13 protein-coding genes are annotated in these 16,622 nt (G+C 32.9%); 12 read left to right on the forward strand and 1 reads right to left on the reverse strand.

The annotated features are described in order from the left end of the window. The first annotated feature begins 1 nt into the window (after window position 1). From sov to ACZIYX_RS04520, 5 genes are all read left to right on the forward strand, one after another. Window positions 2-7,234, forward strand: a complete 7,233-nt coding sequence (gene sov, locus ACZIYX_RS04500; protein WP_462681003.1) for a T9SS outer membrane translocon Sov/SprA — start codon at window positions 2-4, stop codon at window positions 7,232-7,234. A 139-nt stretch (window positions 7,235-7,373) separates the two neighbouring features. Next, window positions 7,374-7,754: a glycine cleavage system protein GcvH gene (gene gcvH / locus ACZIYX_RS04505; protein WP_462681004.1), complete on the forward strand. Its 381-nt coding sequence runs from the start codon at window positions 7,374-7,376 to the stop codon at window positions 7,752-7,754. Further along, window positions 7,744-8,145 (forward strand): VanZ family protein, encoded by a 402-nt coding sequence (locus ACZIYX_RS04510; protein WP_462681005.1) that lies wholly within the window; start codon window positions 7,744-7,746, stop codon window positions 8,143-8,145. The genes gcvH and ACZIYX_RS04510 overlap by 11 nt, the downstream gene beginning before the upstream one ends. 133 nt (window positions 8,146-8,278) lie before the next feature. Next, a complete protein-coding gene (locus ACZIYX_RS04515) occupies window positions 8,279-9,004 on the forward strand; it encodes an energy transducer TonB (protein ID WP_462681006.1) in 726 nt (241 codons plus the stop codon). A 349-nt stretch (window positions 9,005-9,353) separates the two neighbouring features. Continuing rightward, window positions 9,354-10,097 carry an energy transducer TonB gene (locus ACZIYX_RS04520; RefSeq protein WP_462681007.1) on the forward strand — a complete coding sequence of 248 codons (744 nt, stop codon included), beginning with the start codon at window positions 9,354-9,356 and terminating at the stop codon, window positions 10,095-10,097. Window positions 10,098-10,191: 94 nt separating this feature from the next. Here ACZIYX_RS04520 and ACZIYX_RS04525 read toward each other — a convergent pair whose 3' ends face one another. After that, window positions 10,192-11,064, reverse strand: a complete 873-nt coding sequence (locus tag ACZIYX_RS04525) for an MBL fold metallo-hydrolase (protein ID WP_462681008.1) — start codon at window positions 11,062-11,064, stop codon at window positions 10,192-10,194. Between the two features lie 341 nt (window positions 11,065-11,405). Between ACZIYX_RS04525 and cyoE the strand changes: the two genes are divergently transcribed. The 7 genes from cyoE (at window position 11,406) to ACZIYX_RS04560 (ending at window position 16,608) form a co-directional block, all read left to right on the forward strand. Beyond that, window positions 11,406-12,308, forward strand: a complete 903-nt coding sequence (gene cyoE, locus ACZIYX_RS04530) for a heme o synthase (RefSeq protein WP_462681009.1) — start codon at window positions 11,406-11,408, stop codon at window positions 12,306-12,308. Continuing rightward, window positions 12,299-12,880: a cytochrome c oxidase subunit 3 gene (locus ACZIYX_RS04535; protein ID WP_462681010.1), complete on the forward strand. Its 582-nt coding sequence runs from the start codon at window positions 12,299-12,301 to the stop codon at window positions 12,878-12,880. Before cyoE ends, ACZIYX_RS04535 begins: the two co-directional genes overlap by 10 nt. A gap of 139 nt (window positions 12,881-13,019) precedes the next feature. Continuing rightward, window positions 13,020-14,087, forward strand: a complete 1,068-nt coding sequence (locus tag ACZIYX_RS04540) for a cytochrome c oxidase subunit 3 (RefSeq protein ID WP_462681011.1) — start codon at window positions 13,020-13,022, stop codon at window positions 14,085-14,087. A gap of 23 nt (window positions 14,088-14,110) precedes the next feature. Beyond that, a complete protein-coding gene (locus ACZIYX_RS04545; RefSeq protein WP_462681012.1) occupies window positions 14,111-14,470 on the forward strand; it encodes a cytochrome C oxidase subunit IV family protein in 360 nt (119 codons plus the stop codon). A 206-nt stretch (window positions 14,471-14,676) separates the two neighbouring features. Next, window positions 14,677-15,330: a hypothetical protein gene (locus tag ACZIYX_RS04550; RefSeq protein ID WP_462681013.1), complete on the forward strand. Its 654-nt coding sequence runs from the start codon at window positions 14,677-14,679 to the stop codon at window positions 15,328-15,330. 2 nt (window positions 15,331-15,332) lie between these two features. Continuing rightward, on the forward strand, window positions 15,333-16,070 hold the full coding sequence (locus ACZIYX_RS04555; protein WP_462681014.1) for an SCO family protein: 738 nt from the start codon (window positions 15,333-15,335) through the stop codon (window positions 16,068-16,070). Next, window positions 16,063-16,608 (forward strand): DUF420 domain-containing protein, encoded by a 546-nt coding sequence (locus tag ACZIYX_RS04560; protein ID WP_462681015.1) that lies wholly within the window; start codon window positions 16,063-16,065, stop codon window positions 16,606-16,608. Before ACZIYX_RS04555 ends, ACZIYX_RS04560 begins: the two co-directional genes overlap by 8 nt. Window positions 16,609-16,622 lie beyond the last annotated feature (14 nt).

Consider the following 16,622-nt stretch of genomic DNA (forward strand, 5'->3'; position numbering starts at 1 on the left):
ATTGGGTTCATCAAATCATTTAGGCTTTAATTTTTTTAAGATATTAGTATGTTTAGCAACACTTTATAGTGGAGTGTTATTTGCGCAGGATAACGAAACTGTTCGGGATTCTACAAGCACTACATATTCTTTAGGAGAACTTTCTTTACCAGATCCTAATAGTATTATAACCAAATACGAATATGATCCTATAACCAACAGATATATTTACAGAGAAATGCTCGGGGATTTTAATGTAAGATATCCACTTTTTTTAACTCCTTCAGAATTTGAAAAATTAGTAGCAGAAGAGCAAAGAAGATCTTATTTTAAAGAAAAAATAGAAGCTTTTAGTGGTAAAAAAGATGGTAGCGAAGAAAAACGTAAAAATTTACTTCCTATTTTTTATGTTAATTCTAATTTTTTCGAATCTATTTTTGGAGGGACAGAAATAGAAATCATTCCACAGGGATCTGTAGAAATGGATCTGGGGCTGTTGTATACAAAACAGGATAACCCCGCTTTTTCACCTCGTAACCGAAGTAACTTTACTTTTGATTTTGACCAAAGAATTAGTTTAAGCCTGTTGGGTAAGATAGGTACAAGATTAAAAGTAACCGCTAATTATGATACAGAGTCTACTTTTGACTTTCAAAATCAATTAAAATTAGAATATACACCTACCGAAGATGATATAATTCAAAGCATCGAAGTAGGAAACGTGAGTATGCCTTTAAATAGTTCATTGATTCAAGGAGCGCAAAGTCTTTTTGGAGTCAAAATGGGACTGCAATTTGGCAGAACAACAATTACAGGGGTGTTTTCTGAGCAAAGATCCGAAACAAAGTCTGTTAATGTAGAAGGAGGAGGAACAGTTGAAGATTTTGAGCTTTTTGCTTTAGATTATGACGAAAACCGACATTTTTTCTTATCTCATTATTTTAGGGACACTTATGATAAGTCCCTGGCTAGCTATCCATTTATTAATAATAACGTTCAGGTTACCAGAGTTGAAGTATGGGTTACCAACAGAGCAACTAACGCACAAACACTTACCAATGCCCGAAACATTGTAGCGCTTCAGGATATAGGTGAATCCCCTGTTGATGGTAATTTTAATATACCACCTTCTTTGTTTAATACAGGGGGAGAAGCTTTTCCTGATAATAAAAACAATGACCTGAACCCAACGGCGATTGGTTCTGGAGGTGCTATGTCGCAAGCAGTTAGGCAAGTATCTACTGTGCAACAAGGATTTATTGGTGCAATCTCCGGTTTTAATGAAGGACTCGATTACGCTATTTTAGAAAACGCAAGAAAATTGAGCGCTAGTGAGTATACTTTAAATGCACAATTAGGGTATATCTCATTAAATCAACGTTTAAATAATGATGAAGTCTTAGCCATTGCATACCAGTATACGGTAGGAGGAAGAATTTTTCAGGTAGGAGAATTTGCAAATGATGGAGTAGATGCTACTGTAGGGAATAATACTACAAATACCAATAACACAAATGCAGGTTCAAGCCAGAGTTTGATAGTAAAAATGCTTAAAAGTCCTATCGTAAATGTAACACGACCAATATGGGATTTGATGATGAAAAACATTTATAGTACAGGCGCATTTAGGCTGGAACAAAATGATTTCAGATTAAATATTTTGTACTCAAACCCTTCTCCGGTAAATTATATTACTGCAGCAGCAGGTTCTTCGGTGCCCTTGCCAGACGATGTAGAGCAAACTACCTTACTTAAGGTTTTTAATTTGGATCGCCTTAACCCGAACGGTGATCCGGTTCAAGGAGGAGATGGTTTTTTTGATTATGTTTCCGGAGTTACCATCGATTCACAAAACGGGCGTATTATATTTACCACAGTAGAGCCATTTGGAGAGCATCTTTTCAAAAAATTAAATAATGGACCCGTTGGTGCAAATTATACTGTTCCTACTTCTTATAACCCAAATCAGGAAAAATATGTATTTCGGGATCTGTATACACAAACTAAAGTTCTTGCAGAACAAAAATCAGCGAACAAAAATTATTTCCAGCTTAAAGGAAGATATAAGTCATCCGGACAAGATGGGATTCCATTAGGAGCATTTAATGTGCCTCAGGGATCAGTAACCGTTACAGCAGGAGGAAGAACATTGCAGGAAGGAGTAGATTACACCGTTAACTACCAATTAGGAAGAGTAAATATTTTGGATGAAGCACTATTATCTTCTAATACCCCAATTCAGGTTTCTACAGAAAACAATGCTGTTTTTGGGCAGCAAACAAAACGTTTTACAGGATTAAATATCGAACATAAGTTTAGCGATGATTTTATTATTGGTGGTACCTATTTAAACTTAAATGAACGACCGATTACTCAAAAATCAAACTATGATTTTGAACCTATTAATAACACTATATTAGGGTTTAATGCAGCATATTCAACAGAGGTTCCGTTTTTGACAAGAATGGTCAATAAACTACCAAACATTGATACCGATGTCCCTTCCAATGTATCTGTGAGAGCAGAAGGGGCTTACCTTATAGCCGGAGCACCAAAAGGAGCAAATTTTGATGGAAAAGTAACTACCTATATAGATGATTTTGAAGGGGCACAAACCAGAATCGATGTAAGTTCTCCTTTGTCTTGGGAGCTATCTAGTGTACCGGTAGGATTTGGTAACCCAGATGATCCTAATAGTGAAGATATTGTTAAAGGTATAAAATCAGGATACAAGAGGGCAAAAATGTCTTGGTACTCTATCGACCCAATTTTTTATAGTAATGGCAGACCAAGTGGGATATCAGATCAGGATCTTGCCTCCAATGCAACAAGAAGAGTTTTTATAGATGAAATTTTTCCGGATACAGATATTGTACAAGGACAGTCATTGGCTCTGTTTACACTAGACTTGAATTATGATCCAACAACTAGGGGAGCCTATAATTTTAACCCTGCGTATGCGCCAAATAGTAACCCGTCGTCAAGACCTGACCCTAAAAAAAACTTTGCAGGAATCACAAGGCAGTTAACCTCTACAAATTTTGAGCAATCTAATGTAGAGTTTATAGAATTTTGGTTAATGGATCCTTTTGCGTATGATGATGTAGATAATCCGGGAGGTAAAATAGTATTTAATCTTGGTAATATAAGTGAAGATGTACTTAATGACGGTAGAAAACAATATGAAAATGGTTTGCCAACTACCACTCAAAGCAATAGTACAGTAGATACAGATTATGGTAGAGTGCCAGTAAATCAGTCTTTAATATATGCATTCGACTCTCAGGGGCAGGATCGAATAGATCAGGATACAGGATTTGACGGTTTAGGAGATCAAGACGAAAAACAAAAATTCCCCGATTTTCGATCCTTAGAAGATCCATCGGCAGATAATTATAGATATTTCCTTCAAGGTAGCGGGACTATTCAAGAAAGGTATAGTAACTATAACGGTACACAAGGAAATTCACCAACCAGTTTGTCTAATAATGACCGAGGTAATAGTACTTTCCCTACAGCAGAAGATGTGAATAGGGATAATACCATGAATACCATTAATAGTTATTTTGAATATGAAATTCCTGTTTTTAAAGGAATGGGTGTAGGTAATGACAACAATACAGGATATATATCAGATATCAGGGATATTCCGGTTGTTGTGTCTGGACAAGAAATAAGAACTCGTTGGGTGCGATTTAAAGTTCCTGTTTATGAGCCAACTAAATCTATAAATATTAGCGATTATAGATCCATTCGATTTATGAGAATGTATCTTACAGATTTTTCGCAGCCAGTTTTACTACGTTTTGGTAATATGGATTTAGTACGTGGGGACTATAGAAGATATACACAAACAGGTAATACAAACAATGATCCTACAAGTGGTCTTAATGTTTTTGGAAACAGTGAAGCAATTGTAACCTCTGTAAGTAAAGAAGAAACACCTAACTATACTACTCCGCCAGGAGTTGTTCGGGAACAATTAAATAACAACAACAACATTATAAGAGAGGACGAAAGATCTCTGGCTTTAACGGTGTATAACTTAGAATCTAGAGTTGTGGCTGGTGAAACACAAGCAGACTCAAGAGGGGTGTATAAAAACTTTAATGTGGATATGCGACAGTATGAAAATCTGGAAATGTTTTTGCATGCACAATCAGTTCCCAACCAACCACCAATTACAGATGGGCAATTAACTGCATTTATAAGAATGGGTAATGATTTTACAAATAATTTTTATCAAATTGAATTACCATTAAAAGTATCTGATATAGGAGATAGTAGTCAGGATGGAGTATGGCCTGTTGCAAACAGATTGAATCTGGATTTAAGCCTGTTGCAAAAAATTAAATCTGCTGTTTTAGGAGGAGCAGCAGGCGTTGATCTTAATAAAGTTGTATATTTTGATGCTAATGGAGAGAATCCAAATACAAACCCGCCTGCTAATCTAACTACCGGAGAGTTAAGGCTTGGTATAAAAGGAAATCCTAATTTTGGGGATATACGGGTAATGATGATTGGAGTTAAAAACCAAAGTGGTAGTAATCGTTCAGGAACAGTTTGGTATAACGAAATGCGCCTTAGTGATTTAAAGAACAGAGGAGGATGGGCAGCTGTAGGTAGTTTGGATGCTAATATTGCAGATTTTGCAAATGTTAGTGCGTCTGGAAAAATTAGCACTATTGGTTTTGGAAGTATAGAACAAGGGCCTAATGAACGAAGTAGAGAAGATCATAAGCAATATGATGTAACCACTAATGTTAATTTAGGGCAATTATTACCAAAAAAATGGGGGGTTCGGGTACCGTTTAATTATAGCAGGGGAGAGGAACTGATTACTCCGCAATTTGATCCCGAATTTCAGGATATAGAGCTTCAGGATCGGTTAGATGGTATTACAGATCCTGAAAAAAAGGAACAAATAGAAAGGCAATCTACAGATTATACAAAAAGGCAAAGTTTTAATGTTATTGGTTTGCGAAAAGAAAGAACAGGCGATAGTAAACCCATGCCTTATGATGTAGAAAACTTTACATTTTCCGGAACATATAATCAAACAAATCACCGTGATTTTGAAATAGAAAGCTCATTAGATCAAGGAGTTCGATTAGGAGGGACTTATGATTTCAGCTTTCAGCCAAAAGAAATAGAGCCTTTAAAGAAAATTAAATTTTTGGGAAGAAGTAAATACTTTGATTTATTAAAAGATTTTAATTTTAATCTGCTGCCAACCAGCATTTCGGTAAGCTCTAATATTAACAGGCAATATAATGAGCAGGTTTTTAGAGATATCACGTTAGGGCCAAATAATATTGGATTACCTACATTGTACCAACGTAACTTTCTTTATGATTGGCAATATGGGATCAATCATAACCTAACAAAATCATTAAATTTTAGCTTTACATCAGCAAATAATCGAATTGTTAAAAACTTTATAGATGAAAATAACAATGTAGATAACACCATAGATGTTTGGAGTGGATTTTTTGATATAGGAGACCCTAATAGACATAGTCAACAACTTCAGGTTAATTACGAAGTGCCTTTTAATAAAATACCAGTGTTAAAATTTATCCGTGCCACATATTCTTATAGTGCAGATTTTCAATGGGTAAAAGGTAGTGAAGTTTTAAAAACCTTAGAAAATATTCCTGATTTAGGAAACACGATTCAAAACGCTAATGTGCATACTATTAATGGGTCATTAGATATGAATTCACTATATAAGTATGTAGGGTTGACCAAAAAGAAACCAGGAAGAAATAGAGAGAAAACAAAAAATAAAGATTCAAAACAAGGAAAAGATGAGGTAACAATACCGCCTACAGAAAATGAATCGAAAAAGAAAACAAAAAGAGGAAAAAGTAAACTAAGTGTAGGCGATAAAGCATACAATACACTTATAGGCTTGGTTACAGCTATTAATAAGGTAAATGTAAACTACCAACAGGATAATGGTATTTTTCTGCCAGGATATACCAGAGAACCAGGTTTTGTAGGAACTTTAAAACCAACAGTAGGGTTTACTTTTGGTAGCCAGTCTGAGATTAGAGATATTGCAGCACGTAATGGATGGCTTACATTGTATCAGGAGTTTAATCAGCAATATCAAGAAGTAGAAGGGAGACAGTTTAATATACAAACATCAGTAGATTTAATAAAAGATCTTAAAATTGATATTAGTGCAAATAGAAATTATTCAGAAACATTTAATGAAAACTATAAAGTAAATCTTAATGCAGATCAAAGTATTGATCAAGAAGACCCATATAGTTCTCTTACCCCAAATACATTTGGTAATTTTACAATCTCGACTTTGCTTATAAAAACAGCATTTCAAAAAAGTGATGAGTTCTCTTCAGAAGCATTTGATAAATTTAGAGAAAACAGATTGATTATAGCCAGACGTTTGGCAATAGATAATGGTAACGATCCCAATAATACCGATGCAGATGGTTTTCCTAAAGGATACGGTAGAACAAATCAGGCAGTATTGTTGCCGGCCTTTTTATCTGCCTATGCAGGCTCTGATGCAGGCAAAGTTCAAAAAGGTGCTTTTAGGGATGTCCCATTACCTAATTGGGATGTAAAATATACAGGGTTGATGAACTTAAAATGGTTTAAAAAACGTTTTAAGCGGTTTTCTGTAGCACATGGATATCGGGCTAATTATACAATTAATCAATTTCAATCTAATTTAGAGTTCCAAAATGGAAGTGCCATAGATGAAGCAGGTAACCTTAGAAATCCTTTTCTATACTCTAATGTCAATTTAACCGAGCAATTTAGCCCATTAGCCAGATTGGATATGGAAATGAAAAACTCTGTTAAAATTATACTGGAATGGAAAAAAGACAGAGCATTGTCGCTAAGTTTTGACAATAATCTTCTTACGGAAATACAAGGTAATGAGTATACCATAGGATTGGGGTACAGGCTTAAAGACCTTACTTTTGCTACCAGAATAGCAGGTAGAAAACAAGTCCTCAAAAGTGATCTTAATTTACGGGCAGATTTGTCCCTGCGCCAAAATGAAACCTTGATTAGGTATTTGGATTTAGAAAACACTCAGATTACCGCAGGACAAGATATTTATGGAATAAAATTTACCGCAGATTATTCATTAAGCAAAAATTTGACAGCATTGTTTTTCTATGACCATACATTCTCTGAGTATTCTATATCCACAGCATTTCCCCAGACTACAATCAGAGGAGGATTTACATTAAGGTATAATTTCGGGAACTAGAATTTCTGTTATTGGTTTTTATGCATAAATGCCAATAACAGTTTTTTGATAATTTTTCTTCAGGTTTTTACAAAATTTGATAAAATAGATTTATTTTCGTCATCATATTATAAATAAAAACTCATAAATATTTTTCAGAATGAATATTCCTGTAGATTTAAAATATACAAAAGATCACGAGTGGATCAAAATTGATGGAGATATTGCTACTATTGGTATAACAGATTTTGCACAAAGCGAGCTTGGTGATATCGTTTATGTAGAAGTAGAAACCGTTGGAGAAGAATTAAACAAAGAAGAAGTTTTTGGTACTGTAGAAGCTGTAAAAACGGTTTCAGACTTGTTTCTGCCATTAACAGGAGAAATCCTGGAATTTAATGAAGCATTAGAAGCAGACCCAGAACTGGTAAATAGTGATCCTTATGGAGCAGGTTGGATGGTTAAAGTAAAAATATCAGACAATTCTCAAATAAGTGATTTGTTATCTGCAGATGGATATAAAGAAGTTATTGAAGGGTAAAACCCTTTTTGCTTTAACTATTTTATATACAATCTTGTTGTTGTGGTTGTCATTGGCCAGATTTTCAAGCTCGATTGTTAAAGTAAAAGGAGGAGATAAAATAGGTCATTTTTTTGCCTATTTTGTTCTAACGATACTCTGGGGGTTGTTTTTGTTTTTTTCTAAAAAACAGAATAGAAGCCTAAAACAAAGCTTGAGTATCACTACAATATTATGTATCCTTTTTGGTGTTATAATGGAATTATTTCAGGGATTGCTAACAACATATCGCGATTCTGATGGGTATGATATCATAGCAAACACAAGTGGTACAATTTTTGCAATATTTATTTTTATACTAATTAAAGATAAACTTATAAGTTTTAAACAAAACAATCAGATAACCAGTTAGATATAAGGGTTTATTTGTTTAGAAATACGTAAGATAAAAGTTAAAAAAATTATTTTTTGTTTTACATTTTCATCTTTAGTTGGAAATTACAAAAGAATTTAGCTATTTTAGCAATCCTATAACGATTATAAATATGGAACCAAAGAAAAATCCAAAAGCAGATTTAACTAGAAGAAGTACCTTATTCCTTCAATTAGGACTTGTTTTAGTTCTTTTTATAACATGGCAAGGAATAGAATGGAAAACTTATGATAGAAGTAATATTGACATAGGTCAGGTTAACTTAGATGAGTTAGAAGAAGAAGATGTGCCAATTACTCAGAATCTGAATACTCCACCACCACCACCTCCTCCTCCTCCTGCACCAGAAATTATTGATGTAGTAGAAGACGAAGAAGAGGTAGAAGAAACTATTATCGAATCTACAGAAACAAATCAGGAAGAAGAGATTGTTGAAGTAGAAGAAGTAGAAGATGTGGATGAAGATGAGGAAATTGCAGATGTACCATTTGCAGTTATTGAAAATGTACCGGTTTTTCCTGGTTGTGAAAACGAAGTAAGTAATGCAGCCAAAAAAGCATGTATGAGTGATAAGGTTAAGCAATTTGTTAACCGTAAATTTAATACAGAACTTGGAGGTGAATTAGGGTTGTCTGGAGTTAATAGAATCTATGTGAGATTTAAAATTGACAGAAATGGTAATATCGTTGGAGTTCAAGCAAGAGGACCACACCCAAGATTAGAAAAAGAAGCACAAAGAGTTGTTGGGTTATTGCCCAAAATGACTCCCGGTAAACAAAGAGGAAAAGCAGTAGGAGTACTGTATTCTTTACCGATAGTTTTTCAAGTACAAGAATAAACAAAATATAAAACAAAAAAACTCTCATTATTTTATAATGAGAGTTTTTTTGTTTTATAAAGGTCATGCATGGCTAAATAATACCAATTATATTTTGAATTTACCGTAAAAGAAAATAATGATTTTTTTCTTTTTATAAATTAGAAAATTAAAGCATAGCCTTAGTTACGATTTATGATGAAATAGAAAGAAAAAAAGGGTATTTTATTGCGGTAAATTCAAAGTGTAATTGGTATAAACAACACAAAAAAAATAATATATAACCTCAGAATCCCGCACATATATGTAGCGGGATTCTTTTTGGTATGCTTGTTGATTTAGATTAATTGTAACGTTAAAACTAAATATTATGAGTAACAAGCACGATGCTAATGTACGAAAAAGTACATTGGTAAACTTTCAGATCGGACTTATAGCAAGTCTATTATTTACCTATGTAATGTTTGAGGTATATACCGCAAAATCAATAATAAATATTACATCTCCTAATTATGAAATTACCGAGGATTTTGCCTTTAATGTACCCGATTTTATTATTGAAAAAGAGCCTAAAAAAGAATTAGCAGTTAAGGTAGAACCGAAAAAAATTATAGATCTTTCAGATCCTAATATCGTAGATGATGATACGGTATTAAAAGAGATTGAGAATGAATTTAAAAATACAGAACCGGTAGAGTCTGCTCCATTCGACCCGAATGCTATAGACAACATTAAAAAAGAGGAAGAACCGGTTTTTGTTGATTTTAAAGTAGTCGAAGATGTTCCTGTTTTTCCTGGATGTGAAAAATTATCTACAAACAAAGAAAAAGCTTCTTGTTTTTCTGAAAAAATAAGAAGAATTGTTTCTAAAAAATTTAATACAGGATTGGGAGAAGAGTATGGATTAAAAGGAGTACAACGAATTTATACACAATTTGATGTAGATGCAGATGGTATGATTAATAATATTCAGATTAGAGCCGCACATCCAAGATTAAAGAAAGAAGCAGAAAGAGTGATTAATTTATTTCCGCAAATGACCCCTGGTAAGCAAAGAGGAAAGCCCGTAACGGTAAAATATCAGTTACCGATAGTTTTCAAAATACAAGAATAAAAGTAATAATGTAATGAGATTTAAATAATTTTTTGGTTTCGTTTTTCTAAAAAAAAACAGAAGGAGGTTAGCTTTTATTAGCCTCTTTCTTTTTTTACTCGTTTTTAAGACTGGTATAGATTGTTTTTCGAATGCTTTCTGAGTTTATAAAACCATCTCCGTATCCTTTTACATCATAAGTTGCTGTAAGATTAGAGTTTTTTGCAACATCATTTTTAGATTTACCAGCGTCGATTTCTTTTTGAATGTTATTAGTAATGTCTTTTAGCATTTTTAAAAAAGTTTCCAAATCTTTTTTTGTTGCTAATTTTCCATGACCAGGAATAATTTTAGTATCGTCATTAGCAATAAGAATCCCTTTTTGCACGGCTTTTATATAGCCATTAATACTTCCTCCGGATTTTAAATCAATGTAAGGATATCTATTATTAAAAAAAGTGTCGCCCATGTGTAAAACATTTCCATTTGTAAAATAAATAAGCGCATCTCCATCGGTATGTGCATTGTGAACATGAAATGCTTTTATGGATTCTTTGTCAAAATATAGTTGTAGTCCTTCATCAAATGTAATAACAGGTAAAGAAGAGGGACTTATATTACCTTTCTCTTTTGAATTATTTTTCATTCTGGATCTTACATTTTTTTGAGCAAAAATGGTAGCGCCAGTAGTAGCAAAGTTTTCATTTCCGCCAGTATGATCCCCATGAAAATGAGTGTTGATAATCATGGTGACAGCCTGATCACTAATAGTTTTTAGATTTGAGATAATTTTGTTGGATAATCTGGCAAATTGATCATCTATAATAAAAATTCCTTTTTCGTTATCAAAAACTCCAATATTTCCACCTTGTCCGGTCAGCATATAAATGTTTTTGGATAATGAGTCTATAGTGATGGTTACTTCTTTGTCTTGAGCATTAATACTAAAGAAAGATAGAAGCGTGATAATAATTAATATTTTTTTCATTTTAGTATGACTTGCTTCGTTAGAGATTCTTTTAGTCGTAAGAAAAATACAAAAATAACCAGCAGTTATTAGTGTGACTATCAAAATGTTCTGTGTAAAGTTTTTGGTGCAGTGTTTTTTATTATTATTAAATAATTCGTAGTAGTCTGTTAAAAGGTGAATAATAAGTAGTTATAAGTTGTCTAAAAAGCTTTTAAGATATATCTTTGCACCACTTTTAAAAAAAGCTATTTTGAAAAGAGCCATAAAACAATATTTGGAGTATTGCAAATATGTTTATTGGTAAATTCTATCGGGCTTTTTAGTAAAAATAGAAATAAACGGATGAAAACGTGCAAGATTTGAGCGTGACCCCAATTAATACTGAAAGAATTTCTGTTGTTCAGGATTTTAAGGAAATTACAAAAATGCGCCTAGCATTAAGTGTGGTTTTTTCTTCTATGGCGGGATATTTGCTTGGTGTAGATGTAATTTCATGGAGCACATTGTTATTGCTTGCAATAGGTGGGTATTTTATGGTTGGTGCATCCAATGCTTTTAATCAAATTATAGAAAAAGATTTGGATAAATTGATGGATCGTACCAAAAACAGACCAATTCCTTCAGGAAGAATGTCTGTAAACAGTGCGTTTTTGATAGCAACACTTTTTACAATTGCAGGAATATCTGTTTTATATAGTATCAACCCTAAGACAGCAATGTTTGGAGCGATTTCTATTTTTATATATGTAAGCCTGTACACTCCTTTAAAAACAAAAACACCTTTATCTGTTTTTGTAGGAGCTATCCCGGGAGCCATTCCTTTTATGTTAGGGTGGGTAGCAGCAACAAATGAATTTGGGATAGAGCCGGGGACTTTGTTTATGATTCAGTTTTTTTGGCAGTTCCCGCATTTTTGGGCTATTGGCTGGTTTTTATTTGAAGATTATAAAAAAGGCGGCTTTTTTATGTTACCTACAGGAAAAAGAGATCAGGGTACAGCTATACAAGTGATTGTTTATACAATATGGACTATTGTAACATCGTTGGTTCCTGTGTTTGGAGTAACAGGAAAACTATATTTAACCCCCGTTTCTGGGGTTATTATTCTGTTTTTGGGGTTAATTTTATTAAAATCTGCAATTCGCTTATATAAAGTACGAGATGCCAAAGCAGCAAAACAATTAATGTTAATGAGTGTTTTGTATATAACAATATTACAGGTTATTTATGTAGCAGATAAATTTATTAGACTATGGATTTAACACAAGGAACAACACAAGAAAAAGTAGATAGATCCAAAAAAACCATGATGTGGTTTGCTATGGTTAGTATGGCTATGGTATTTGCAGGGCTTACCAGTGCTTATGTGGTTAGTAAAACCAGAAAAGACTGGGCAACAGATCTTGTTTTTCCAAACGCATTTGTATATAGTATTTTTGTAATAGTAGCTAGTAGCATTACATTTTATTTTGTAAAAAAAGCAATAGAAAATAATAACAGAAACTTAGCTTCGGCACTATTACTTTCTACATTAGCACTAGGAATCTTGTTTGTGTTTCTGCAATTTGAAGGTTTTAGCGATATTATTAACCAAGGATATCATTTTACAGGACCCACATCCAATATAATTTCTACATTTATGTTTATAATTGTAGTAACACATTTGGCACACATAGCAGGAGGTCTTGTTGTGCTTTTAGTTGTAATTTATAATCATTTTAAACAAAAATATAAAACAGGTAAAACTTTAGGATTAGAATTAGGTGCTATGTACTGGCACTTTGTTGATTTTCTGTGGGTTTATCTCTTTTTATTTTTATATTTTGTAAAATAATCTGTAAACATTGATATAACAACACAAAAGCGATTGTTTTAAAGAAAAACGTCTGCGGCAATTAAAAAATAAATTTGAGCAGGTGAAATGATAAAATTGATTATTTTTGTGGAAAATTTAACAATACCAAATTCTTTATATGGAAACAGCTGTTACTAAAACAGGTACTGAAGATAAAATCTGGGGGGGTGGTAATAAGCCACTCAAGGTAAGTTATGGTAAAATGATGATGTGGTTTTTTATCCTTTCGGATGCGCTAACATTCTCTGGTTTTCTTGCCGCGTATGGTTTTTCAAGATTTAAATTTATAGATTCATGGCCAATAGCCGATCAAGTGTTTAATCACTTTCCGTTTTTACATGGGGTAGATGCCCCTATGTACTATGTGGCTTTGATGACTTTTATATTAATTTTCTCGTCTGTAACAATGGTTTTGGCAGTAGATGCCGGGCATCACATGAAACAGAAAAAAGTAATTTTTTATATGTTCCTTACTATTATTGGTGGAGCAATATTCGTAGGTTCACAAGCCTGGGAATGGAAAAACTTTATTAAAGGAGAATATGGAGCGGTAGAAACCAAAGGCGGGCAAATTTTGCAATTTGTAGATACCCAAGGGCATAGAGTTGGACTAAAAGACATTGCAATTATCGATACCCATAAGGAAAGAGAGCAACATGAACGTAAAAATGGGTTATGGTATTCAAAAGAAGGTACACTTCCAACATATACCGTTTCTGAAATAGCAAATGGTTTTACAAAAAACACAAATTTGCTAATCAGAACCCAGGAATTAGTTCCCGATATAGAAAAACTAAAAGCATCAGAAAAAGCTAGCGATATTGCTTATGCAACCAAGCTAGAAAAAGAACTGGTAAATCCGGAAGCCAAAGGAGAAAAAGCTATTTATAAAAGAGAATATTCTTTAAAAAGAATGGGGTCTGTTATAGGAACGGTAGAAGGAGCAAACCTTACACACAATGAGTATGGAACACCATTGTTTGCAAATTTCTTTTTCTTTATTACAGGTTTTCACGGTTTTCACGTGTTTTCCGGAGTAATTATTAATATTATCATCTTTATTAATGTAATTCTTGGTACTTATGAAAGAAGAAAGAATTATGAGATGGTAGAAAAGGTTGGTTTATACTGGCACTTTGTAGATTTGGTATGGGTATTTGTATTTACATTCTTTTACCTGGTTTAATAAAAATATAGTATTATAATAGTATGGCACACGATACAACACATCACGAATCGAATACAGCAAGAATATGGAAAGTATTTATTCTATTATCTGTTGTTACAATAGTAGAAGTAATATTGGGAATTATAAAACCAGCATTTTTGGTAGACACTACTTTAATTAGTATGAAATTGCTAAACTGGATTTTTATCATTCTAACCATTTATAAAGCATATTATATTACCTGGGCATTTATGCACATGGAAGGAGAAACTAAAGGATTAAGAAGATCTGTGGTTTGGACAGCAGTTTTTCTAATCTGTTACTTGATCTTTATACTTCTTACAGAAGGAGATTATGTGTATGAAGTTTTTAAAGGAGGATATAAAAGCTGGGACTTCTAAGTCTGGTATTTATAAGTTAAAAGCATTGTAAAAAGACGGTTATTTAAGCCGTCTTTTTTATTTTTGCACAACTGTTTTAAACTCCCTTATCTATACTTGAATATAAGTATAAATGGGTTTTATAAAAACATATAATATCGATCAGGGTTTTGATGGATATATTGTTAAACTTCTAATTGTTACAAAAAAAATAAAGCTACTTGCAAATGAAAAAAATTCTTGTTTTAGGTGTCTTGTTTGTGTTGCCTTTGGTAGCCTATTTATTTTTTGCTTCCGGAGTGCATAATTTTGCCAAACTCCCTGTACTTACAAAATCTGTTGGAAGTCTTGAAAACTTTGAGCCACTAACAAAAGAAACCGTTAGTTTTGAAGATAAAATTACTGTGCTGGGATTTTTAGGAAAAGATATTTACCATAAACAAGGAAATGCATTTAACCTTAACCAAAAGATCTATAAAAAAAATCATGGCTTTCAGGACTTTCAATTTGTTATGGTGCTGCCATACGGAAGTGAAAAAGCAGCAAAACAGCTATTGGATGAGTTGGATAATATAACCGATGTTTCTGAGTGGAAATTTATTTTTGGTACGCCAGAAACAATAAAAACATTATTTAACAGCCTTGAAACACCATATCAACTAGATCAAAATCTGGCCACACAATATGTTTATATCATAGATAAAAACAGAGGGTTAAGAGGTAGAGACGGTACTTTAAAAGATAACGAAGTAAAAGTTTATGGGTATGATGCAAGTTCTGTTGCAGATCTTACAAATGTAATGGATGACGATGTAAAAGTAATTCTGGCAGAATATCGTTTGGCGTTAAAAAAATATAAGGCAGATCGTAAAGAAAATTGATTATGAAAAAATATTCATACGTAGGTATATCCTTTATAATTTTAATTTTTGGTATAATTTTTATTCCAAGAATTGTAAATAGAATAAAAAATAGTTCTGTTGTTAAAAATGATAGAATGAGTGCAAATAATCCTGTGGCTAACAAAAAACTTAGCTATATAAAGCTTAACGGAGCTTTGAAAAAAGTTCCTGAATTTGCATTTTTAAATCAGGATAGTATACTAATAACCAATCATGACTATAAAGGCAAAGTATATGTAGCAGAGTTTTTCTTTACCAGTTGCCCCACTATATGCCCAAAAATGAGTGAAAATTTGGTGTATTTACAAAATGAACTACATAAGGATTACCCAAACTTTGGAGTAGCTTCATTTACAATCAATCCTAAATTTGACACCCCAACAAGACTTAAAAAATATGCCGAAAATTATAAAGTAACAGATCCTGATTGGCATTTTTTAACAGGAGACAGAGAGGATATATACCAACTTGCCAATGCCGGATTTAATATTTATGCCGCAGAAAACCCCGAAGTTGCCGGAGGATTTGAGCATAATGGATATTTTGCTTTGATCGATCAAGAAGGATATATAAGATCCAGATACGACGCTTCAGGAAACCCAATTATTTATTACAGAGGAACAATTGGAGTAGAAGAAAAAGTAGATGAAAATGGAGAAGAAGAACAAATAACCATATTGTTAGAAGATATAAAAAAATTATTGGACAAAAATGAGTAGTAGTCAATCAGAAGTAGAAAAAAAATATAATAAGTGGATACTAATTTTGTCTGTATTTATTCCACTTGTGGTAGCAGCGTTATTTGGGGTTAATTTAAGAAAATTAGGTTTTGACGTAAAACCACTTACTTTTTTACCGCCAATCTACGCTACTATAAATGGATTAACAGCAGTGATTTTATTAGCCGCCTTATGGGCAATTAAAAATAAAAAAGTTGGGCTGCATGAAAAACTGATGAAAACAGCCATAGTATGTTCAGTGTTATTTTTAGTAATGTATATAGCCTATCATACAACAAGTGATTCTACCAGGTTTGGAGGAAAAGGAGCAATACAATACATATACTATTTTATTTTAATTACCCATATCGTTCTCTCCATAGCCGTTATTCCTTTTGTTTTGGTTACCTATGTTAAAGCTTTGTCAAAAAGATTTGATAAACATAAAAAAATAGCCAGAATAACATTTCCTGTTTGGCTGTACGTTGCCATAACAGGAGTAATTGTTTACCTTATGATATCTCCGTATTATGTGTAAGATGCAAGATATAA

This window comes from Aquimarina sp. (assembly GCF_977115655.1).

Coding starts and splice junctions, on each gene's coding strand:
- gcvH (WP_462681004.1), top strand. CDS start 7,374: ATGAATATTCCTGTAGATTTAAAATATACAAAAGATCACGAGTGGATC.
- ACZIYX_RS04515 (WP_462681006.1), top strand. CDS start 8,279: ATGGAACCAAAGAAAAATCCAAAAGCAGATTTAACTAGAAGAAGTACC.
- ACZIYX_RS04520 (WP_462681007.1), top strand. CDS start 9,354: ATGAGTAACAAGCACGATGCTAATGTACGAAAAAGTACATTGGTAAAC.
- ACZIYX_RS04525 (WP_462681008.1), bottom strand. CDS start 11,064: ATGAAAAAAATATTAATTATTATCACGCTTCTATCTTTCTTTAGTATT.
- ACZIYX_RS04535 (WP_462681010.1), top strand. CDS start 12,299: ATGGATTTAACACAAGGAACAACACAAGAAAAAGTAGATAGATCCAAA.
- ACZIYX_RS04540 (WP_462681011.1), top strand. CDS start 13,020: ATGGAAACAGCTGTTACTAAAACAGGTACTGAAGATAAAATCTGGGGG.
- ACZIYX_RS04545 (WP_462681012.1), top strand. CDS start 14,111: ATGGCACACGATACAACACATCACGAATCGAATACAGCAAGAATATGG.
- ACZIYX_RS04550 (WP_462681013.1), top strand. CDS start 14,677: ATGAAAAAAATTCTTGTTTTAGGTGTCTTGTTTGTGTTGCCTTTGGTA.
- ACZIYX_RS04555 (WP_462681014.1), top strand. CDS start 15,333: ATGAAAAAATATTCATACGTAGGTATATCCTTTATAATTTTAATTTTT.
- ACZIYX_RS04560 (WP_462681015.1), top strand. CDS start 16,063: ATGAGTAGTAGTCAATCAGAAGTAGAAAAAAAATATAATAAGTGGATA.